Genomic DNA, 19,970 nt, shown 5'->3' on the forward strand with positions numbered 1-19,970 from the left:
GACCGCGGCGCGCCGATCCGCTAGCCTCCGACTCTCACGGAGGAGATCGTCGGTGCGCAGCGCGCTGTTCAACGCCTACTACTGGGTCCTGTCGATCTTCTACGGCCTGTCGGCGGCCTTCGCCGCCCTGGCGCCGGGCCGCGACGCCGTGACCTTCACGCTGCGGCTTTACAGCCGCCGGATGCTGTGGGGGCTGGACGTCCTGGCCGGGGTGAAGGTTGAGCTGAAAGGCCGCGAAAACCTGCCTGACGGTCCCTGCATCCTCGCCGCCAAACACCACAGCTGGGGCGATGGCTTCGTGATGTTCGCCCATGTCGACAACCTCAGCTTCGTGACCGGCGATCACCTGGAGAAGTTCCCGCTGGTTGGAGCGATCCTCAAGAAGTTCGGGGCTATCGTCGTCGACAGCTGCGGCGGCCCGGAAGCTCGCGCGGCCCTGTCGGAAAGCGCCGCCCAGGTCGCCGCCGAGGGCCGGCGCATCCTGATCTATCCCGAAGGCCACCTAGCCGCCCCGGGCGAACGGTTCCGCTACCGCACCGGCGTCTACTATATGAGCAAGGACTTCGGCCTGCCGGTCGTGCCGGTGGCGACCAACCTGGGCTGTTTCTGGAAGCAGCAGGAGAAGGCCAAGACGCCCGGGATCGCCACCATCGAGTTCCTGCCCGCCCTGCCCCAAGGCCTGGAGAAGGACGACTTCATGGCGCGGATGGAGGCGGCGATCGAAGGCCGCACCAACGAACTGATCGCCCAGGCGCGCGGAGAGCCGGTGAAGCCATCGGTGCTGGTCGAATGGAACGGCCGGGAGAATGTGCTGGCGACGCCGAAGGCGGTCACCGCATGAACACCCTGCTCGCCTTCTGGGCGGCTCAGCTCGCCGCTCTCGGTCTGGTCTTCTTTGCGGTTCGACACCCTAGTGGCGGTCGCAAGGGTCTTCTCCTGCTCCTGACGGCTCTACCTTTTGTCCTGTGCATGCTCTGGGGTTCGCACTTCAAGGTCACGCCGGGCGCGATAGGAGCAGACCCCAGCTCTCCAGTGGCTAAGGCGCCGCTGGGATTTGCGCTCGCCAGCGTCCCGATCTCGCTCTGGCTGGTCCTTGCACTCAAGGGCGCGCGCTGGATCGCGGCGGCTGTCGGGCTGATTGAAATCATCAGCGCCTTCCTGACAGCCATGCTGGCGACGATGCAGGTCACCGGGTCCTGGCTGTAGCTAGACCTCGACCGGGCACTCCGTGGGAATCGCCACGAAAGTCCCCTCGGCGCGGCGTTTGGCGAAGTGGGTCTGGGCGCAGGTCGAGGAGCACAGCAGGCCGGTGTCCGACCAGTACAGGGGCGCCTCGTCCTCGTGCTTGAAGCGCGGCGCGCCCCAGGCCAGGCCGCATTCGACGCAGGAAGGAGTCTTGGCGAGCATCAGTCCTGAACCTCGGCGGCGGGCTGGATCGTCACGCTTTCACCGCAGCCGCAGGCGTCGGTCTCGTTCGGATTGTGGAACACGAACTTCGAGGACAGCTTGGTGATCTCGTAGTCGATCTCGGTGCCGATCAGGAACAGCACCGCCTTGGGCTCGATCAGGATGGTGACATCCTTGTCCTCGACCACCTCGTCCATCGGGCCGCGTTCGGTGGCATATTCGAAGACGTATTCCGAACCCGCGCAGCCGCCGTTCTTCACGCCCACCCGCAGGCCGGCATAGGGCTTGTCGGCGCGCGCCATGATCTCCTTCACGCGCGCGGCCGCGGCGTCGGTCAGGGTGACGACCTTGGGGCGCGGGCGGCGGGGACGGATTGTAACGGTCGGTTCCATGGGCTCGAACACTCCCTTTTCCCGATCTCCCCGGCGGATGCCGGGGTCCAGATTCATCCGGAACGGCTCTAGGTTTCATCTGGGGCCCGGCTTTCGCCGGGAAGATCGGAAGAAAGAAAACTAGAACATATTCAACTGCAGCTTGGCCTCGTCGCTCATCCGCGAGGAATCCCACGGCGGCTCGAAGACCAGCTCGACATTGCACGACTTCAGGCCAGGGATTTCCATGACCGCGTCGCGCACCCAGCCCGGCATTTCCCCGGCCACCGGGCAGCCCGGGGCGGTCAGGGTCATGTCGATGGCCACGTCCTTGTCGTCGCTGACGTCGACCTTGTAGATCAGGCCCAGCTCGTAGATGTCGACCGGGATTTCCGGGTCGTAGACGGTCTTCAGCTTCTCGATCAGCTGATCCGTCAACCGGTTCAGTTCGTCCTTCGAAAGGGCGGTGACAGGCTCTGAAGAGGCGGCGGCGTCGGTCATCGAAAAGCTCAACTGAAGAAGCTGCGGGCCTTGGCCAGCGCGTCCACGAACGCGTCGGCTTCGGCTTCCGTATTATATAGGGCGAAGGAGGCGCGGGCGCTCGATGTGACGCCGAAACGGCGCATCAAGGGCTCGGCGCAGTGGGTCCCGGCGCGCACGGCGACGCCGTAGCGGTCCAGCACCTGGGCGATGTCGTGGGCGTGAGCGCCCTCGACCGTGAACGACAGCACCGCGCCCTTGCCGGGCGCTTCGCCCAGGATCCGCACGCCGTTGACGCCACGCAGCCGCTCGGCGACCCGCTCGTAGAGGGCGTGCTCGTGGGCGAAGGCGGCGTCGCGATCCAGGCCGTTCAGCCAGTCGATCGCCGCGCCCAGGCCGACGGCCTCCAGGATCGCCGGCGTGCCGGCCTCGAAGCGATGCGGCGGGCCGGCATAGGTGATCCGATCCATCGAGACAGAACCGATCATCTCGCCGCCGCCCTGATAAGGCGGCAGCGCGGCGAGCCGCTCGGCCTTGCCGTAGAGCACGCCGATACCGGTCGGGCCGTACAGCTTGTGGCCGGAGAAGACGTAGAAATCGACGTCCAGCGCCTTCACGTCGACCTTGGCGTGGACGATGGCCTGGCAACCGTCCAGCAGCACCGGCGCGCCGGCCGCGTGGGCCAGGCGGACGATCTCGGCCACGTCATTGACCGTGCCCAGCACGTTCGACATGTGGGTGACGGCGACCATCTTGGTCTTCGCCGACAGCAGGCCCTTGAAGGCCTCCATGTCCAGGCGCCCGTCGTCCAGCACCGGGATGAACTTCAGGACCACGCCCTTGCGCTCGCGCAGGAAGTGCCACGGCACGATGTTGGCGTGGTGCTCCATCTCGGAGATCACGATCTCGTCGCCGGCGTTCAGCGACAGGCCAAACGAGCTGGCGACCAGGTTCACCGCTTCCGTGGCGCTCTTGGTCCAGACGACTTCAGTTGGCTCGGCGTTAATGAACTTGGCGACGGTTTCTCGCGCCTTTTCATAGGCTTCCGTCGTCTCGTTGGCCAGGGTGTGCAGGCCGCGATGGACGTTGGCGTACGAGGTGCGGGCCAGGTTCATCATCGCGTCCAGCACCGCGTCCGGCTTCTGGGCGCTGGCGGCGCTGTCCAGATAGATCAACGGCTTGCCGTGAACCGTCCGTTGCAGGATCGGGAACTGGGCGCGGATCGCCTCGACATCGAAGGGGGCGTCGCCAAGAGAAGTATTGGGAGCCATTACGCGGGACTCCCCAGCTTGTGGGCGACCCAGGCGGCGGCGATGGCGCGCGCGCCCTCGTGCGTGATGCGCTCGACCACCTCGCCGACGAAGGCGACGGTCAGCATGGCCTTGGCCTCAAGCTCCGGGATGCCGCGCTGGCGGGCGTAGAAGATGGCTTCCTCGTCCAGGGCGCCGATCGTGTTGCCGTGGGCGCAGGAGACGTCGTCGGCGAAGATCAGCAGTTCGGGCTTGGCGTCGATCTCGGCCTTGTCCGATAGGATCAGGGCGTGATGGCCCATCCGCGCGTCGGTCTGGTCCGCGCCGGGCGAGACCACGATGCGGCCCTGGAAGACGCCGCGCGCCTGATCATTGACCATGCCCTTGGTCAGCTGGCTGGTGACGCCGTCGACGCCGGCGTGGGTGACGACGGTGGTCTGGTCGGCGTGGCGCTGGCCGTCCAGCAGATAGACGCCGTCCAGGCGGACCTGGGCGTGGGCGCCAGGATGGTTGACCCGCGTCTCGATCCGCTGGCGACGCGCGCCCGAGGTGATCACGGTCTGGGCGTAGGTCGCGCCGGGGGCCAGGTCGATCTCGGCGGTGACGACACTGACGGCCTCGGCGTCGTCCTCGACCAGGATGATGCGTTCGACCGAAGCGCCCTCGCCCACGGCGATGTCGAGCACGACGTCGGACACATAGCCGGCGGCGCGACCCTCGTGGCTTTCCAGCAGGACCAGGCTTTCGCCCGGCTTGACCACCAGGGCATGGCTGGCGGCTTGCGAGGCCTTGTCGGCCAGGGCGACGAAGCGTAAGGCCGTGACGCCCGAGGCGATGTCGGCGCCAGCGATCCGGCGGCCGTTGACGAACACGGTTTCGGTCGAAGCCAGGTCAGCAAACGGACCGGCCGGAACCTCGCCGGCATGCGCGGGCGCGGCGGGCGGCAGAGTCCGCAGCAGGCCGCGCAGATCCGTCCAGCGCCAGTCCTCGTCGCGCCGCGAGGGCAGCTCGGTGACGTCGCCGGTCTTCAGGGCGGAGGCGAGGCTCATGCGGCGGCCACGTACTTGTCGTAGCCCTCGGCTTCCAGCTGCAGCGCCAGTTCCGGCCCGCCCGAGGCGACGATACGGCCGGCGGCCAGCACATGAACCTTGTCGGGTTTGATATAGTCCAGCAGGCGCTGGTAGTGGGTGATCACCAGCATGCCGCGCTCGGGCGAACGCAGGGCGTTGACGCCTTCGGAGACGATCTTCAGGGCGTCGATATCCAGGCCGCTGTCGGTCTCGTCCAGGATCAGGAACTTGGGCGAAAGCATCGACATCTGGAAGATTTCCATCCGCTTCTTCTCGCCGCCCGAGAAGCCGACGTTCAGGCCGCGCTTGAGCATCTCGAAGTCGATCTTCAGCGCCGCGGCCTTCTCCTTGGCCAGCTTCAGGAAGGCCGGGGCGGCGATCTCGTCCTCGCCCCGCGCGCGGCGCTGGGCGTTGAGGGCGGTGCGGATGAAGGTCAGGGCCGGAACGCCTGGGATTTCAAGCGGATACTGGAAAGACAGGAACAGACCCTTGGCGGCCCGCTCGTTCGGGTCCAGCGCCAGCAAGTCCTCGCCGTTGAGACTGGCCGAGCCTTCGGTGACCTCATAGCCGCCCCGGCCGCTCAGCACGTAGGACAGGGTCGACTTGCCGGCCCCGTTCGGGCCCATGATCGCGTGGACCTCGCCTGCGGGCACGGTGAGCGTGACGCCCTTCAGGATCGGCTTGTCCTCGACGCGGGCGTGAAGGTTCTGGATCTTAAGCATGGGTCTCGTTGAGTTTTCTGTATTCCGCCTCGTGGCCCGCGAAGGTTCCGGCGACGGCGATCTGGCCTTGGATGGCGGCGTTTAACAGCGAAAGATCCTCGGGCGGGATCCAGTATTCCTCGTGCCCCGGCGTGCCGGAGACCTTGTTCTCGTAGGCGTCCAGGAAGGCCTTCGAGACCTCGAAACGGACGACGTAGCCGCGCCGATAGGTCGTGTGGGCGGCGTTCCAGTTCCACGCCAGCTGGGCCGCATAGGCTTCGTTGGTGACGGGGCGGAAGACCGGCTGCTCGATGTCGTGCGGCGGAAAGGCCTTCCAGTCCAAAGCCTTGATATCCCGCAGCTCTTCCAAGGCAACCGGCTGGTAGAGAGTGACGGTCTTCATCCCACCGAGCCCTCCAAGCTGATCGCCACCAGCTTCTGGGCCTCGACGGCGAATTCCATGGGCAGTTGCTGCAGCACGTCCTTGACGAAGCCGTTGACCAGCAGGGCCACGGCCTCTTCCTGGCTAAGGCCGCGCTGCTGGCAGTAGAACAGCTGGTCGTCCGACAAGCGGGTGGTGGTGGCCTCGTGCTCGAACACCGTCTGGCCGTTGCGAGCCTCGATATACGGCACGGTGTGGGCCGCGCAGGTCTTGCCGATCAGCAAGGAGTCGCACTGGGTGAAGTTGCGCGCGCCCTTGGCCTTGGGGTGGGCCGAGACCAGGCCGCGATAGGTGCTGGTCGACTTGCCGGCGCTGATGCCCTTGGCGACGATCCGCGAGCGGGTGTTGGCGCCCAGGTGGATCATCTTCGTGCCGGTGTCGGCCTGCTGATGGCCGTTGGTCACGGCGATCGAGTAGAACTCGCCCGAGCTCCCTTCGCCGCGCAGCACGCAGGACGGATATTTCCAGGTGATGGCCGAGCCGGTCTCGACCTGGGTCCACGACACCTTGGAGCGGTCGCCGCGGCAGTCGGCGCGCTTGGTGACGAAGTTGTAGATGCCGCCCTTGCCGGTCTCCGGATCGCCCGGGTACCAGTTCTGGACGGTCGAGTACTTGATCTCGGCGTCGTCCAGCAGGACGAGCTCGACCACGGCCGCGTGCAGCTGGTTCTCGTCACGCATCGGGGCGGTGCAGCCCTCCAGGTACGAGCAGTAAGCGCCCTTGTCGGCGATGATCAAAGTCCGCTCGAACTGCCCGGAATCCTTGGCGTTTATCCGGAAATAGGTCGACAGCTCCATCGGGCAGCGCACGCCGGGCGGGATGTAGACGAAAGAGCCGTCCGAGAAGACCGCGCTGTTGAGGCACGCGAAATAGTTGTCCGAGGTCGGCACGACGCTGCCCAGGTACTGGCGCACCAGCTCCGGGTGTTCGCGGATCGCCTCGCTCATCGAGCAGAAGATGACGCCGACCGCGGCCAGCTCCTTCTTGAAGGTCGTGACGACGCTGACGCTGTCGAACACCGCGTCCACCGCATAGCGCGGCGCGCCTTCGACTCCGGCCAGAACCTCTTGTTCCTTAAGCGGAATGCCCAGCTTGGCGTAGACGGCCAGGATCTCGGGATCGACCTCGTCCAGGCTCTTGGGCCCTTCCTTGGTCGAGGGCGCGGCGTAGTAGTAGCTGTCCTGGTAGTCGATCTTGGGGAAGTTGACCTTCGCCCAGGTCGGCTCTTCCAGCTCAAGCCAGCGGCGATAGGCTTCCAGCCGCCAGTCCAGCATCCATTGCGGCTCGTCCTTCTTGGCCGAGATGAAGCGGACGATGTCCTCGGAGAGACCCTTGGGGGCGAACTCCTGCGCGATATCGCTCGTGAAGCCGTGCTCGTATTTTTCGAGCGCGGCGACGGTTTCGACAGTTTCCTTGACCGCGGCCACTACGCCACCTCCCGGCGCCGAGCGCCGATACGCTTCCAGGCGGCGAGCCAGGCGTCGCCGCACTTGATCCAATCGTCTTCCGTGCTGGCCCAGCCGCCGCTCACACGCAGGGCGAACGGAGCCAGATCGGCCCGGCCCATGGCTTCCACCACACGGCTGGCCTTGACCTTGCCCGACGAGCAGGCGCTACCGGCGCTGACCATGACTCCGGCGAGGTCCATGTTCATGACCTGGACCTCGGAGCCGAAGCCCTCGCCGGCGAAACACAGGGTTTGCGGCAACCGATCGGCGCCCTCGCCGAGCACGACCGCGCCTTGCGCCTTCAGCCGCTGGGCCAGGGCGTCGCGCCATTGAGCCTGTTCGGCCATGGAGGCAAGGCTTTCGCTTGCCATGCGGGCGGCCGCGCCGAAGCTGGCGATGCCGGCGACATTCTCGGTGCCGGCCCGGCGGCCGCGCTCCTGACCGCCGCCGTGCTGGCGCCGGGTGACGGTGGCGCGGGTTCCGGCGACAAGCGCGCCGACGCCTTGCGGGCCGCCCAGCTTGTGGGCCGATAGCGCCATGGTGTCGGCGCCGAGGGCCGAGAAGTCGACGGCGATCTTGCCGGCCGCCTGGACGGCGTCGACGTGCAGGAGGCCTTTAGCGGCGCGGACAAGGGCCGAGGCCTTGTCCACAGGCTGGATCACGCCGGTCTCGTTGTTGGCCAGCATCAGGCAAACCAGAGTCTTGCCTGGCTTTTCAAGCGCTTGCGCCAGCCAGGCGAGATTGACGATCCCCAGGCTATCCACAGGTATGACCTCTAGCGGGAGGCCGGACGCCTTGGCGGTCTCGGTCACCGCGTCGTGCTCGATGGCGCTGATGATGATGCGTTGGACGCCGGCGACCTTGGCGCTCTCGATGGCCAGGGCGTTGGCCTCGGTGCCGCCGCTGACGAAGGTCACCGAGCCGGCCGGCACGCCGACCAGGGCCCCGACCTCGGCGCGGGCGCGTTCCACCAGGTCGCGCGCGGCGCGGCCGGCGGCGTGGACCGACGAGGGATTGGCTGGGCTCTCCAGGGCGCGCAGCAGCGCTTCCCGCGCCTCCGGCCGCATCGGGGCCGTGGCGTTATAGTCGAGATAGACCGATGTGCGGGACATGCTCACTCGGCCGCGATCTCCATCGGACGGCCCACCGGGCCACCTTGGGGGCGAAGCTCGCCCTTCAGCACGTCGGCCACCGAGACCGAGGCCAGGTAGCCATGGATCTGACGGCCCATCTCTTCCCACAGGCCATGCGTCATGCAGCGCTCGCCGCCGGCCATGCAGCCCTTGGCCTGACCCTTGTTGAAATTGCAGCGGGTGGCGCGGAGCGGCTCGTCGACCGCCAGCACGATGTCGGAGATGAAGGTCTCGCCCGAGCCCTTGGCCAGGCGATAGCCGCCGCCGGGGCCGCGAGCGCTGATCACCAGGCCCTTACGGCGCAGGCGCGCGAACAACTGCTCCAGGTACGACAGCGAAATCTGCTGGCGCGCGGCGATCTCGGCCAGGGCCACGGCGCGGCCCTCGCTTTCGTCCTGGCGCTTGGCCAGGTCGGTCATCGCCATGACCGCGTATCGACCCTTGGTGCTCAGGCGCATCGCCTTACCCCTTGCAGATTCCGCGCGCATCGGCTTTTGCGTGTGCTACAAGCCGCGACTTCGCGCGCGGGCCCTATAAGCCCGCGACTGGTTGCGATCTAGGAAGACCAAGCGCAGTAGTCAAGTATTCTGGCGATCCAATCGTCGGATGACAGGCCGCTCGCGAGCTCAAGGGAACGACATGCCTGATGTGATTTTGACCGGCGCGTCCGGGCGGATCGAAGGTCGCTATTCTCCGGGCAAGACCGAGACGGCGCCGATCGCGCTGATCCTGCACCCCCACCCGAAGGCCGGCGGTCACATGAACCACCCGGTGTCGGTCCAGCTGTACCACCTGTTCATGAAGCGCGGTTTCGCGACCTTGCGCTTCAATTTCCGCGGCGTCGGCCGCAGCCAGGGCGAGTTCGACGCCGGCATCGGCGAGCTGGCCGACGCGGCCACCGCGCTCGACTGGCTGCAGACCAGCAACCCGGCCGCCAGCCAGACCTGGGTCGCCGGCTTCGACTTCGGCGCCTATATCGGCATGCAGCTCCTGATGCGCCGTCCCGAGACGGACGGCTTCATCTCGGTGTCGCCGCCGACCAACATGTACGACTTCAGCTTCCTGGCCCCCTGCCCGGCGTCCGGCCTGTTCCTGACGGGCTCGGCCGACACCATCACCCCGCCGGTCGAGGTGGAGCGCGTGGTCACCAAGCTGCGGACCCAGAAGGGCATCACGATCGACTACGAGGTCATCGACAAGGCCAGCCACTTCTGGACCGAGCACCTGCCCAGCGTCGAGAAGAGCGTCAGCGAGTATCTCGACAAGCGTCTGGCCGAAAACCCGATCTAGACGAGCCTACCGGTTCGAATTCCAGGCCTCCCTCCAGGGAGGCCTTTTTCGTTTATGCGGCGTGGCGGGGCGGCGATGGCGTAACATCGGTCACGATCCTATGTTTTCACTGATTGATGAATATCAGGGACGCGGTGATGCACTATGACATCGTCATTGTCGGCGGCGGCGCCGGCGGACTGGAACTGGCCTCGCGGCTGGGCCGCAGGCTGGGCGGCCGGCACAATACACCCCATCGGGGCAAGCGCCGGGTGCTGCTGATCGACCGCTCCAGCTTCCACATCTGGAAGCCGACCCTGCACGAGGTGGCGGCCGGCACGCTGGACGTCCACCAGGAAGGGATTTCCTATTCGATCCTGGGCCGCTCGAACGGCTTCAACTTCCTGCTCGGCGAGTTGGCCGCCTTCGACCCGGCCGCCAAGCGCCTGACCCTGAAACCCATCACCGACGCGGACGGCCAGTTGCTGGCCCCGGAGCGGACGATCACCTTCACCTTCGGCGTGCTGGCGATCGGCTCGGGCTCGAACCTCTTCGGCACGCCCGGCGCCGAACGGGCGCACCTGCTGGAGCGCACCGAGGACGCGGAGGCCTTCCACGCCCGGCTGCTGGCGGCCTTCACCAAGGCCTCGTTCTCGCCCGACAAGATCATGCGCGTGGCCATCGTCGGCGGCGGCGCCACCGGCGTGGAGCTGTCGGCCGAGCTGATCGAGGCGCATCGCGAACTGCTGGACAGCGTCGGCGACGAACAGCGTTTCCGCCTGGACATCACGGTGGTCGAGGCCGCGCCGAGGATCCTCAATGGCCTGCCGCCGAAGATCGCCGACAAGGCGACCTTGGCCCTCGAGCGCAAGGGCGTGGCGGTGAGAACGGGCGCCAAGGTGCTGGCCGTCCACGCCGACCGGCTGGAGACCAGCCAGGGCGACATCCCGGCCGACCTGATCGTCTGGGCCGCCGGCGTCAAGGCGGCCGAGGCCAATACCGGCTTCGGGCTGGAGACCAATCGCGGCAACCAGTTCGTGGTCAACGACCATCTGGAGACCTCGGCCCCCGACGTCTGGGCTCTGGGCGACTGCGCCGCCGCGCCGTGGAAGGATGGCAAGACCATCCCCGCCCGCGCCCAGGCCGCGCACCAGCAGGCCAGCTATCTGGAGCGGGCCCTGATCGCGCGACTGCACCAGGGCCGGATCAACGCGCCCTTTGTTTATCGCGACTTCGGCTCGCTGGTGTCTCTAGGCAACGACAAGGGCGTCGGCGCGCTGATGGGCGGCCTAGGCGGGCCGAACTTCTTCGTCGAGGGCCTGATCGCCAAGTGGGCCTACATGTCGCTGCACCTGGACCACCATCGGGCGATCCTGGGCGTGGGCCGCACGGCGACCCTGGCGCTGGCGCGACTGCTGCAGCAGCGGGTGTCGGGAAGACTCAAATTGCACTGAAGGGCTGCTCCCCCGCGTTGCGGGGGAGCTGTCGCGGAGCGACTGAGGGGGCTAGCTGGAGGTCGGCGGCACTCGCCCCCTCCGGCCCTCTGGGCCACCTCCCCCGCGACGCGGGGGAGGATCTAGGGCGTAACTATTCTTCCGCCCGGCATCGCCGCCTTCACGCCGGTCGTTCCCGGGAAGCTGATCGGCAGCCCCTTGGCCGTTCGCGCCGCCAGGTAGGCGAACGCCTCGGCCTCGATGCTGTCGCCGCGCCAGCCGTGGGCTTCGGCGGCCTCGACCGGCACGGGCGCGCGCTCGGCCAAGGTCCTCATGATCGCCGGATTGTGCCGGCCGCCGCCGCAGACGATCAGGGCGCTGGGCGTCTCGCCGCCTTGGCTGAAGGCGCGGAACACCCCCTCGGCGGTGAAGGCCACCAGGGTCGCGGCGGCGTCTTCGGGCGACAGGTGCGCCACGGGCTCCAGTGAGAAATCGTAGCGGTCCAGCGACTTCGGGACCGGCGCGTCGAAATACGGGCTCGACAGCAGGGCGTTCAGCGCTCGTTCGTCGACGCGCCCGACCGAGGCCAGCCTGCCGTCCTCGTCGAAGCGGGCGATGCCGCGCGCCTGCAGCATCAGGTCGATCATGCCGTTGCCCGGACCAGTGTCGAAGGCCAGCAGGGCTCCGTCCGGGCCGATCAGGGTGATGTTGGCCACCCCGCCGACGTTCAGCGCCGCCACCGGCGCGGCCAGCCCCGAGGCCCGGGCGCGGGCGGCATGGTAGATCGGCGCCAGGGGCGCGCCCTCCCCGCCAGCCGCCACGTCGGCGGTGCGGAAGTCGAAGGCCACCGGACGGCCCGTGGCCTTGGCCAGGCGCTCGGCGTCCAGCAACTGGACCGTGCGCCCGCTCCGCTCCGCGGTCGGCCGTTCGTGCAGCACCGTCTGGCCGTGGACGCCCAGCAGGTCGAACGCGCTCCATGACAGGCCGTGCTCTTCCAGGAAGCTCTCGGCGGCGTGGAAATGCTCGTCGGCGACGGCCTTGCGGGCCTCCTCGAAGATCGCCGGCTCGGGTTCGCCGCGCGGCCAGGCGCGGGCGATGTCGGTGGTCTTCAGCAGCAGATCGCGGGTCGCCTCGCGCAGCTTGCGCTCGCCCGCCGGGCCGAAGCCCTGGATGTCTTCGCCGTCGGTTTCCAGCACCGCCATGTCGACCGCGTCGAGCGAGGTGCCGGTCATAAATCCCAGGATCTTCATGGAGACGTTGACTGCCACGGGCGGCTAACGGTAGCTAGACCCATGATCGACGCTTTCGTCCTGGCCCGCCCCTATTACCGCCCGCTGCCATAGCGGGAGGCCGACCAGACATGTCGCCGCCCCGCCTCGCCGGGGTCGCTCTCATCCAGTCGATCATGCGCTCCGGCTCCCCTGCCCGGAGTTTGAAATGAAACCCTCACATTCAGGCCTCGCCGTGCTAGACGGCCCGCCATCCATTTCAGAGAGTCGAACCATGTCCGCCGCGCCGTCCTTCAAGTCGGAGTTCCTGCGAACCCTGGAGGCGCGCGGCTACATCCATCAGATCACCCATCCGGACGAGCTGGACGCCGCGGCCGCAGGCGGGATCATCACCGCTTACATCGGCTTCGACGCCACGGCCCCCAGCCTGCACGTCGGCAGCCTGATCCAGATCATGATGCTGCGCCGCCTGCAGCAGGCCGGCCACAAGCCGATCGTCCTGATGGGCGGCGGCACGACCAAGGTCGGCGACCCGACCGGCAAGGACGAGAGCCGCAAGCTGCTGTCGGACGCCGACATCGCCGCCAACATCGCCGGCATCAAGCAGGTCTTCGCCAAGTTCCTGACCTTCGGCGACGGCCCGACCGACGCCATCATGGTCGACAACGACGCCTGGCTCAGCAAGTTCGGCTACGTGCAGTTCCTGCGCGACTACGGCGTGCACTTCACGGTCAACCGGATGCTGGCCTTCGACTCGGTCAAGCTGCGGCTCGAGCGCGAGCAGCCGATGACCTTCCTCGAATTCAACTACATGCTGATGCAGGCGGTGGACTTCCTGGAGCTGAACCGCGCCCACGGCTGCGTGCTGCAGATGGGCGGCTCGGACCAGTGGGGCAACATCCTCAACGGCGTCGAGCTGACCCGCCGCGTCGACCACAAGGCCGCCTTCGGCCTGACGACGCCGCTGCTGGCCACCGCCTCGGGCGCCAAGATGGGCAAGACCATGGCCGGCGCGGTGTGGCTGAACGCCGAGCAACTGAGCCCCTACGACTACTGGCAGTTCTGGCGTAATACGGAGGACGCCGACGTCGGCCGCTTCCTGAAGCTGTTCACCGACCTGCCGCTGGAGAAGATCGCCGAGTTGGAAGCCCTCGAAGGCGTCCAGATCAACGACGCCAAGAAGGTGCTGGCCGACGAGGCCACCCGCATGGCCCACGGCGAAGAGGAGGCCCGCAAGGCCCGCGACGCCGCCGAGAAGGCCTTCGAGCAGGGCGCGCTGTCGGCCGACCTGCCGACCTTCGAGGTCCCGGCGGCCGAACTGGAAGCCGGTATCGTGCTGGCGGCCCTGTTCGCCGACGCGGGCCTGGCCGGTTCACGCGGCGAGGCCCGTCGTCTGGCCCAGGGCGGCGGCCTGAAGGTCAACGACAAGGCCGAGGCCAGCGCGGACCGGATGATTACCTCGGCCGACCTCGTCGAAGGCGTCGTCAAGCTGGCCGCCGGCAAGAAGAAGATCGTGTTGGTGAAGCCCGTTTAGTTATCGGTTGATTGTGCTCCCGGCCCTGGCGTAGCCAAGGGCCGGGGTGACCCTTTCCCCCAGGAGACGCGTTCGATGCTGCAGCCCGGCGACAAGGCCCCTGATTTCGACCTGCCGACCGACACCGGCCGCGTCAGCCTGGCCAGCCTGAAGGGCAAGAACGTCGTCCTCTACTTCTATCCGAAGGACGACACCGCCGGCTGCACGTCGGAAGCCCTGCAGTTCTCGTCGGAAGTCGAGGAGTTCCAGAAGCTGGGCGCGGTGATCGTCGGCGTGTCCAAGGACAGCGTCGCCTCGCACGCCAAGTTCCGCGCCAAGCACGACCTGACCATCGACCTGGCCGCCGACCCGCTGGGCGACGTTGTCGAGGCCTATGGCGCCTGGGTCGAAAAGAGCATGTATGGCCGCAAGTACATGGGCATCGACCGCTCGACCTTCCTGATCGACCGCGAAGGCGTCGTCCGCGAAGTCTGGCGCAAGGTGAAGGTGCCCGGCCACATCAAGGCCGTGATGACCGCCGCCAAGGCCATCAAGTAGATTTTCGTCTCGCTCTGTTCGCCTCGCCGCTTTCGTCTCGCGGGGGAACCCGTTGGTCGCCGAGGTGTTGTATCGGCGCATCCCCCTGTGGCTTTTGCGTTTGAATACAGCCTTAACGTTTGGTCCTGACGGTGAGGAAACGTTAAGGATCGAGGCGCAATGTGACTTTTCGCGAGTCGCGCTCACTTAGGGCGCGAAGAGTCTTGCGCGTTTCCGCTTTCTCGTAGCATATCGCCCAGACCTGAAACGGGGGGTTTCTTGGGCGATGGCGATCAAGCGCTTTAAGCGACTGCGGCACTCTCTCGAAGCCCTGTTTCCCGAACGGCACATCTATATCCGCTCCGGCGGCGAGATGCGCGGCTACGTCTTTTCCACCAACAAGCAGCTGCTGGGCGCGTCCGTCGTCGCCGTCACCGCGCTGTGGATGGGCGTCTGCACCGCGTCGATGGCGGTCAACGCCCTGGCGGTCAGCTCTACCGACCAGCAGGTCATCCGCCAGAAGGCCTATTACGAACGCCTGAACGCCGACCGCCAGGCTCGCCTGAACAGCGCCGTGGCCCAGCTGTCGGCCACCAATGGCTCGCTGGAAGACCTGGCCGCTTCGGTCGAGAAGCGTCACGCCGCCCTCGCCCTGCTGGTTTCCGACTTCAAGGGCGTGCCCGGCGCCGCCCAAGCCCTGACCGTCGCCAAGCCGCGCCTGCTGGCCGCCAGCCCGGTGCAGCGCATCCAGGCCACCCGGATGGATCAGGAGCGCCTGATCGACGCCGCCGAAAGCTTCGCCAAGAGCCGCGCCGAGCGCCTGCGCCTGGCCATGCGGATGGCGGGCCTGGACGCCGGCAACTTCACCGGTCGCGGCGTGTCGCTGGGCGGCCCGCTGATCGAGGCCAAGGATCCGCGCGCCCTGGCCGCGGTCCTCGACGTCGACGAGGATTTCGCCAGCCGTATCCAGCACGCGGCCAACGACATGTCGGACATGCGCAGCCTGGGCGCGGCGGCCAAGAAGCTGCCCTTCTACCGTCCGACCAGCAATCCGGCCCTGTCGTCCAGCTACGGCGTCCGCTTCGACCCGTTCACGCACCGGCCGGCCTTCCATTCTGGCCTGGACTTCCCCGGCGCCATGCGCACCCCGATCATGGCCACGGCCCCCGGCGTCATCTCATTCACAGGCGTCCGCTCCGGCTACGGCAACACGGTCGAAATCGACCACGGCGGCGGCTTCAAGACCCGCTACGCCCACCTGGCCTCCATCAGTGTCCGCGTCGGCGAGCGCGTGACCATCGGCAGCCGCGTCGGCGCCATGGGCTCGACCGGCCGTTCGACCGGGCCGCACCTCCACTACGAAGTCTGGGTCAACGGTAAGGCTCAGAATCCCAATCGCTACTTGAAGGCTGGTGAGTATGTTCAGCAAACAAGCTAAGTCGGGCTCGAAAAACCCGGCTCGCATCGAGCCCCTGCCGACCCCGATGACGGCGGCCCCCGCCGACCAGGCCCGCCGCGCGCCGCCGAAAGTGGCGTCCCTGCTGTCGGCCGACCTGACCATCGAGGGCAGCGTCACCGGCGAGGGCGAGCTGCAGATCGACGGCGTGGTCAAGGGCGATGTCCGCGTCGGCCGCCTGACCGTCGGCGAAACCGGCCACGTCGAGGGCGGCGTCTATGCCGAGGCGGTGGAAGTGCGCGGCCGCGTGGTCGGCGCGATCACCTCCAAGCAGGTCCGCCTCTATGGCACCTCATATGTCGATGGCGATATCACCCACGAGCAGCTGGCCATGGAAACCGGGGCCTTCTTCCAGGGGCGCAGCCTGAAGTTCCAGCGCCCCGCGCCGGTCGCCCAGCCGGCGCCGCCCCCGGAGCAACTGGCGATCGCCCAGGCCAAGCCCGTCGCGGGCTGAAGCTTCGGACTTTCCGAACGCAGGCTTCAGATACAAGAACGCCCCGGATCACCCGGGGCGTTTTCGTATTCCAGGGCGTGAACCTTAGCCTTCCGTCGCGTCGCGCGTGGCGCCGACGCGCTGGGCCAGCGAGGCGCCCATGAAGGCGTCGAGGTCGCCGTCCAGAACGCCTTGGGTATCGGAAGTCTCGACGTTGGTCCGCAGGTCCTTGACCATCTGGTAGGGCTGCAGGACGTAGCTGCGGATCTGGTGACCCCAGCCGATGTCGGTCTTCTGGTCCTCCAGCGCCTGCTGGGCGGCTTCACGCCGTTGCAGCTCGGCCTCGTAGAGACGGGCGCGCAGCATCTTCCACGCTTCTTCACGGTTCTGGTGCTGCGAGCGCCCGGCCTGGCAGGCCACGGCGATGCCGGTCGGGATGTGCGTCAGACGCACGGCCGAGTCGGTCTTGTTGATGTGCTGACCGCCGGCCCCGGAGGCGCGGTAGGTGTCGGTGCGCACGTCGGCCGGGTTGATCTCGATCTCGATCGTGTCGTCGACCACGGGATAGACCCAGGCCGAGGCGAACGAGGTATGGCGGCGGGCGCTGCTGTCGTAGGGGCTGATGCGCACCAGGCGGTGCACCCCGGCCTCGGTCTTCAGCCAGCCATAGGCGTTCGGGCCCTTGACCAGCAGGGTCGCGGACTTGATGCCGGCCTGGTCGCCGTCGGTCTCTTCGATCAGCTCGGTCGTCATGCCGTGGGCGTTGGCCCAGCGCGTGTACATGCGCAGCAGGATGCCTGCCCAGTCGCACGACTCAGTGCCGCCGGCCCCGGAGTTGATCTCGATATAGGCGTCGTTGCCGTCAGCCTCGCCCGAGAGCAGAGCCTCGAGTTCGGCGCGGCCGGCGCGTTCCTTGATGGCCTTCAGCTGGGCGCGGGCGTCGTTCAGGGAATCCTCGTCGGACTCCATGTCGGCCAGCTCGGCATATTCCAGCGCGTCCTTGACGTCGCGCTCGATGCCTTGCACGGCCTCGACCTTGGCGGCCAGGGCGGCGCGCTCGCGCGAGACGGCCTGGGCCTCGGTCGGACGATCCCACAGGGTCGGGTCTTCGACCCGGGCGTTCAGCTCATCGAGCTTTCGGAGGGCGACATCCCAGTCAAAGACGCCTCCTGAGCAGTCCAATGGACTGCTCGATGTCAGCCGCGGCGGCCTCGACATCCGGTCGCATCACGTTACTCCGTGACAGTGTTGAAGGGCGCGGGAAATAACGCGCGTCGCTCTCCCGCGCAATGAGAGTTCGTAGAGCCCGCCCTAATAGAGCCCACTGAGGGGATCGACCTTCTGCGGCGGCGGCTTGCCCGGCTGAGGCGCCGGCTGGACCGGTTGCGGCAGGCCCGGCGAGATCTGCTCGTACGGGATCGGTCCGGTCGGCGCGACCTCCACCTTGGGCTCGGTGCCTGGGCGGAAGGCCTCGCGGACGCCGCGCACCATGGCGAACTTGGCGTTCTTCGGCGGCTTGAAGTCGACGGCCGGCTGGCCGTCCAGCGCCACCTTCATGAAGTCCATGAACACCGGCACGGCGTCGGTCGCGCCCGTCTCGCCCTCCCCCAGCGAGCGGTTGTCGTCAAAACCGACGAAGACGCCGACCACGAGATTGGGCGAATAGCCGACGAACCAGGCGCTGCGGTACTCGTTGGTCGTGCCGGTCTTGCCGGCCAGCGGGCGACCGAGGGAGCTGACCGCGGCGGCGGTACCGCGCTGGACCACGCCCTGCAGCATGGAGGTGATCTGGTAGGCGGTGACCGGATCCATGATCTGCTCGCCTGGCGCGGCGAACCTGGGGCTTTCATCGCCGTTGAAGCCCGCGTCGCAGCGCTCGCAATCACGCTTGTCGGCCCGGAAGATGACCTTGCCCTCGCGGTCCTGCACCAGTTCGATCAGGTGCGGGTCGACGCGGCGGCCGCCGTTGACGAACGCGGCGTAGGCGGCCGTCAGCTTGAACGGCGTCGTTTCGCCCGCGCCCAGGGCCATGGCCAGGACGGGGTCCATGGTCTTGGTCACGCCGGCGCGCTGGGCGAAGTCGACGACCTTCTTCATGCCGACGCCCTGGGCCAGGCGCACGGTCATGGCGTTGATCGACTGCTCCAGGCCCTTGCGCAGCGGCTGAGCGCCGTAGAACTCCTTGTGGTAGTTCTCCGGGCTCCAGTCCTGGCCGTTCGCGCCCTTGAAGGTGATGGCGCTGTCGACGACGACACTGGCCGGCGTGTAGCCGTTCTCCAGCGCGGTGGCGTAGACGAACGGCTTGAACGACGAGCCGGGCTGGCGCATCGCCTGGGTGGCGCGGTTGAAGTTCGACAGTGAGTAGCTGTAGCCGCCGACCAGGGCGACGATCCGGCCGGTATAGGGCTCCATGGCCACCAGGGCGCCATTGACCGCCGGAACCTGGCGCAGGCGATAGCCGGCGTCGGTCTTCTCGACGAACACCAGGTCACCGGCCTTCAGGCCCTTGCCGTTCTTGGCCCAGGTGAGGTCCTCGCCGACGATCTGGCCCTCGCCCTCGTCCTTGACCAGGCGGACTCGGCCGTCGTTGGAGACGACCAGGGCCTGACGCCACTTGCCGCGCTCGGCTGGCGGGGCCTTGGCCAGGGCGGTCTTTTCCCAGGCCAGATCCGTCGATTCGACATGGCCCCAGGCTCCGCGCCAGCCGTGGCGGCGGTCGTACTTCTCCAGGCCGTCCATCAGCGCCGAGCGCGCGGCCGTCTGCAGCCGCGGATCCAGCGTGGTGCGCATGTAGTAACCGCCCTCGCTGAGGCGTGGCCCCAGCGTGGCCATACCGCGCTGGCGCACTTCCTCGACGAAATAGTCGGCGTCGCGATAGGCGGCCCGCTTGGGCGCGGCCTGGACCACCAGATCCTCGGCCATGGCCTTCTGGGCCTCGGCCTTCGACACCCAACCCTGATCGGCCATCTGGCCCAGCACCCAGTTGCGCCGGGTCATGGCTTTGGCCTTGTTGCGGATCGGATGGTAGTTGTCCGGTCCCTTCGGCAGCGAGGCCAGGAAGGCGCATTCGGCCAGGGTGAGATCCGGCAGCGACTTGCCGAAATAGTTGTAGGCAGCCGCGCCGACGCCGAACGAGCGATAGCCCAGCCAGATTTCGTTGAGGTACAGCTCGAGAATCTGCTGCTTGGTCAGCGACTGCTCGAGGCGATGGGCCAGGATCGCTTCCTTGAACTTGCGCCCGACCGTGGCGTCGCTGGTCAGCAGGACGTTCTTGGCGACCTGCTGGGTGATGGTCGAGCCGCCCTCGAGGCGTTTGCCGCGAACGACATTGCCGACGTTCTTGAGCATGGCCCGCGACAGGCCCGAGACGTCGACGCCGCCGTGCTGGAAGAAGTTGCGATCCTCGGCCGCCAGGAAGGCCTGGGCCAGCTGCGGCGGGATCTGGTCGTAGGGGATGAAGATCCGGCGCTCTTTGCTGTATTCGCCGATCAGGGTGCCGTCCCAGGCGTAGACGCGCGTCGCCGTCGGCGGACGATAGTCCTGCAGTTCACCGGCGTCGGGCATGTCATGGAACAGCCAGGCGGCGTAGATCGCGATCGCGAAACCCGCGACCGCGATGGCCGAAAGCACCGCCACGCCCGCGATGGCCATCCATCGTTCGGTGGGTTTCAGATCCACGCGACCTCCGTCGAGGCAGGCCCCCTCGCCTGCCGCACACACTTCACTAGATCGCTTGGCGCCGAACCGTAAGCGGTTTTGCGGTCGCACCTCGCGGGGCGAAGCACGAACGATCGTCCC

General features: G+C 67.4%; 22 protein-coding genes. 9 read left to right on the top strand and 13 right to left on the bottom strand.

Going from position 1 to position 19,970, the window contains the following annotated elements; genetic code table 11:
• The first annotated feature begins 52 nt into the window (after positions 1 to 52).
• Together AC07R7_RS15570 and AC07R7_RS15575 are read left to right on the top strand one after the other, a co-directional pair.
• On the top strand, positions 53 to 841 hold the full coding sequence (locus AC07R7_RS15570; RefSeq protein ID WP_494635802.1) for a lysophospholipid acyltransferase family protein: 789 nt from the start codon (positions 53 to 55) through the stop codon (positions 839 to 841).
• Entirely contained in the window at positions 838 to 1,206 is a 369-nt protein-coding gene (locus AC07R7_RS15575; RefSeq protein WP_494635803.1) for a hypothetical protein, read from the top strand. The genes AC07R7_RS15570 and AC07R7_RS15575 overlap by 4 nt, the downstream gene beginning before the upstream one ends.
• On the opposite strand, the gene AC07R7_RS15580 is transcribed toward AC07R7_RS15575, so the two are convergent.
• From AC07R7_RS15580 to AC07R7_RS15625, 10 genes are all read right to left on the bottom strand, one after another.
• Positions 1,207 to 1,407, bottom strand: a complete 201-nt coding sequence (locus AC07R7_RS15580; protein ID WP_494635804.1) for a hypothetical protein — start codon at positions 1,405 to 1,407, stop codon at positions 1,207 to 1,209.
• Entirely contained in the window at positions 1,407 to 1,856 is a 450-nt protein-coding gene (locus AC07R7_RS15585; protein WP_494635805.1) for a HesB/IscA family protein, read from the bottom strand. The genes AC07R7_RS15580 and AC07R7_RS15585 overlap by 1 nt, the downstream gene beginning before the upstream one ends.
• A 63-nt stretch (positions 1,857 to 1,919) precedes the next feature.
• Entirely contained in the window at positions 1,920 to 2,279 is a 360-nt protein-coding gene (locus AC07R7_RS15590) for an SUF system Fe-S cluster assembly protein (protein WP_492104582.1), read from the bottom strand.
• A gap of 8 nt (positions 2,280 to 2,287) precedes the next feature.
• On the bottom strand, positions 2,288 to 3,529 hold the full coding sequence (locus AC07R7_RS15595) for an aminotransferase class V-fold PLP-dependent enzyme (protein WP_494635806.1): 1,242 nt from the start codon (positions 3,527 to 3,529) through the stop codon (positions 2,288 to 2,290).
• Complete coding sequence (gene sufD, locus AC07R7_RS15600) at positions 3,529 to 4,557, bottom strand: Fe-S cluster assembly protein SufD (protein WP_494635807.1); 1,029 nt, start codon at positions 4,555 to 4,557, stop codon at positions 3,529 to 3,531. Before sufD ends, AC07R7_RS15595 begins: the two co-directional genes overlap by 1 nt.
• Positions 4,554 to 5,300: a Fe-S cluster assembly ATPase SufC gene (gene sufC, locus AC07R7_RS15605; protein ID WP_494635808.1), complete on the bottom strand. Its 747-nt coding sequence runs from the start codon at positions 5,298 to 5,300 to the stop codon at positions 4,554 to 4,556. The genes sufD and sufC overlap by 4 nt, the downstream gene beginning before the upstream one ends.
• Positions 5,293 to 5,682, bottom strand: coding sequence for a hypothetical protein (locus AC07R7_RS15610; RefSeq protein WP_494635809.1), 390 nt, complete (start codon positions 5,680 to 5,682; stop codon positions 5,293 to 5,295). The genes sufC and AC07R7_RS15610 overlap by 8 nt, the downstream gene beginning before the upstream one ends.
• The gene (sufB, locus tag AC07R7_RS15615; RefSeq protein WP_492885118.1) at positions 5,679 to 7,148 is read right to left on the bottom strand and encodes a Fe-S cluster assembly protein SufB; all 1,470 of its coding nucleotides are present in this window, start codon (positions 7,146 to 7,148) and stop codon (positions 5,679 to 5,681) included. The genes AC07R7_RS15610 and sufB overlap by 4 nt, the downstream gene beginning before the upstream one ends.
• Positions 7,148 to 8,287: a cysteine desulfurase family protein gene (locus AC07R7_RS15620; RefSeq protein ID WP_494635810.1), complete on the bottom strand. Its 1,140-nt coding sequence runs from the start codon at positions 8,285 to 8,287 to the stop codon at positions 7,148 to 7,150. Before AC07R7_RS15620 ends, sufB begins: the two co-directional genes overlap by 1 nt.
• Positions 8,284 to 8,760: an Rrf2 family transcriptional regulator gene (locus tag AC07R7_RS15625; RefSeq protein ID WP_492885114.1), complete on the bottom strand. Its 477-nt coding sequence runs from the start codon at positions 8,758 to 8,760 to the stop codon at positions 8,284 to 8,286. The genes AC07R7_RS15620 and AC07R7_RS15625 overlap by 4 nt, the downstream gene beginning before the upstream one ends.
• 181 nt (positions 8,761 to 8,941) lie before the next feature.
• Between AC07R7_RS15625 and AC07R7_RS15630 the strand changes: the two genes are divergently transcribed.
• Both AC07R7_RS15630 and AC07R7_RS15635 read left to right on the top strand, forming a co-directional pair.
• On the top strand, positions 8,942 to 9,592 hold the full coding sequence (locus AC07R7_RS15630) for an alpha/beta hydrolase (RefSeq protein WP_125158488.1): 651 nt from the start codon (positions 8,942 to 8,944) through the stop codon (positions 9,590 to 9,592).
• Positions 9,593 to 9,729: 137 nt separating this feature from the next.
• The gene (locus AC07R7_RS15635; protein WP_494635811.1) at positions 9,730 to 11,025 is read left to right on the top strand and encodes an NAD(P)/FAD-dependent oxidoreductase; all 1,296 of its coding nucleotides are present in this window, start codon (positions 9,730 to 9,732) and stop codon (positions 11,023 to 11,025) included.
• Between the two features lie 122 nt (positions 11,026 to 11,147).
• Here the strand turns inward: AC07R7_RS15635 and AC07R7_RS15640 are convergent, their stop codons facing one another.
• Complete coding sequence (locus AC07R7_RS15640) at positions 11,148 to 12,254, bottom strand: anhydro-N-acetylmuramic acid kinase (RefSeq protein WP_494635812.1); 1,107 nt, start codon at positions 12,252 to 12,254, stop codon at positions 11,148 to 11,150.
• A gap of 42 nt (positions 12,255 to 12,296) precedes the next feature.
• Here AC07R7_RS15640 and AC07R7_RS15645 point away from each other — a divergent pair, with 42 nt between their 5' ends.
• The 5 genes from AC07R7_RS15645 to AC07R7_RS15665 all read left to right on the top strand — a co-directional run bounded on the left by AC07R7_RS15645 (position 12,297) and on the right by AC07R7_RS15665 (position 16,193).
• The gene (locus AC07R7_RS15645) at positions 12,297 to 12,347 is read left to right on the top strand and encodes a hypothetical protein (protein WP_024265744.1); all 51 of its coding nucleotides are present in this window, start codon (positions 12,297 to 12,299) and stop codon (positions 12,345 to 12,347) included.
• 94 nt (positions 12,348 to 12,441) lie between these two features.
• Positions 12,442 to 13,767, top strand: coding sequence for a tyrosine--tRNA ligase (gene tyrS, locus AC07R7_RS15650; protein ID WP_494635813.1), 1,326 nt, complete (start codon positions 12,442 to 12,444; stop codon positions 13,765 to 13,767).
• A gap of 75 nt (positions 13,768 to 13,842) precedes the next feature.
• A complete protein-coding gene (locus AC07R7_RS15655) occupies positions 13,843 to 14,304 on the top strand; it encodes a peroxiredoxin (RefSeq protein WP_492838503.1) in 462 nt (153 codons plus the stop codon).
• A 265-nt stretch (positions 14,305 to 14,569) separates the two neighbouring features.
• Positions 14,570 to 15,721 carry a M23 family metallopeptidase gene (locus tag AC07R7_RS15660; protein WP_492838504.1) on the top strand — a complete coding sequence of 384 codons (1,152 nt, stop codon included), beginning with the start codon at positions 14,570 to 14,572 and terminating at the stop codon, positions 15,719 to 15,721.
• The gene (locus AC07R7_RS15665; protein WP_492838505.1) at positions 15,702 to 16,193 is read left to right on the top strand and encodes a bactofilin family protein; all 492 of its coding nucleotides are present in this window, start codon (positions 15,702 to 15,704) and stop codon (positions 16,191 to 16,193) included. Before AC07R7_RS15660 ends, AC07R7_RS15665 begins: the two co-directional genes overlap by 20 nt.
• 84 nt (positions 16,194 to 16,277) lie before the next feature.
• On the opposite strand, the gene prfB is transcribed toward AC07R7_RS15665, so the two are convergent.
• A protein-coding gene (gene prfB, locus AC07R7_RS15670) for a peptide chain release factor 2 (RefSeq protein WP_492885108.1) occupies positions 16,278 to 17,400 on the bottom strand; the annotation gives its coding sequence in 2 pieces (ribosomal slippage) (positions 16,278 to 17,330 and positions 17,332 to 17,400; 1,122 coding nt in all).
• Between the two features lie 83 nt (positions 17,401 to 17,483).
• Positions 17,484 to 19,850, bottom strand: coding sequence for a penicillin-binding protein 1A (locus tag AC07R7_RS15675; RefSeq protein ID WP_494635814.1), 2,367 nt, complete (start codon positions 19,848 to 19,850; stop codon positions 17,484 to 17,486).
• Positions 19,851 to 19,970 lie beyond the last annotated feature (120 nt).

Source organism: Caulobacter sp. GW821-FHT05F04 (genome assembly GCF_059419665.1).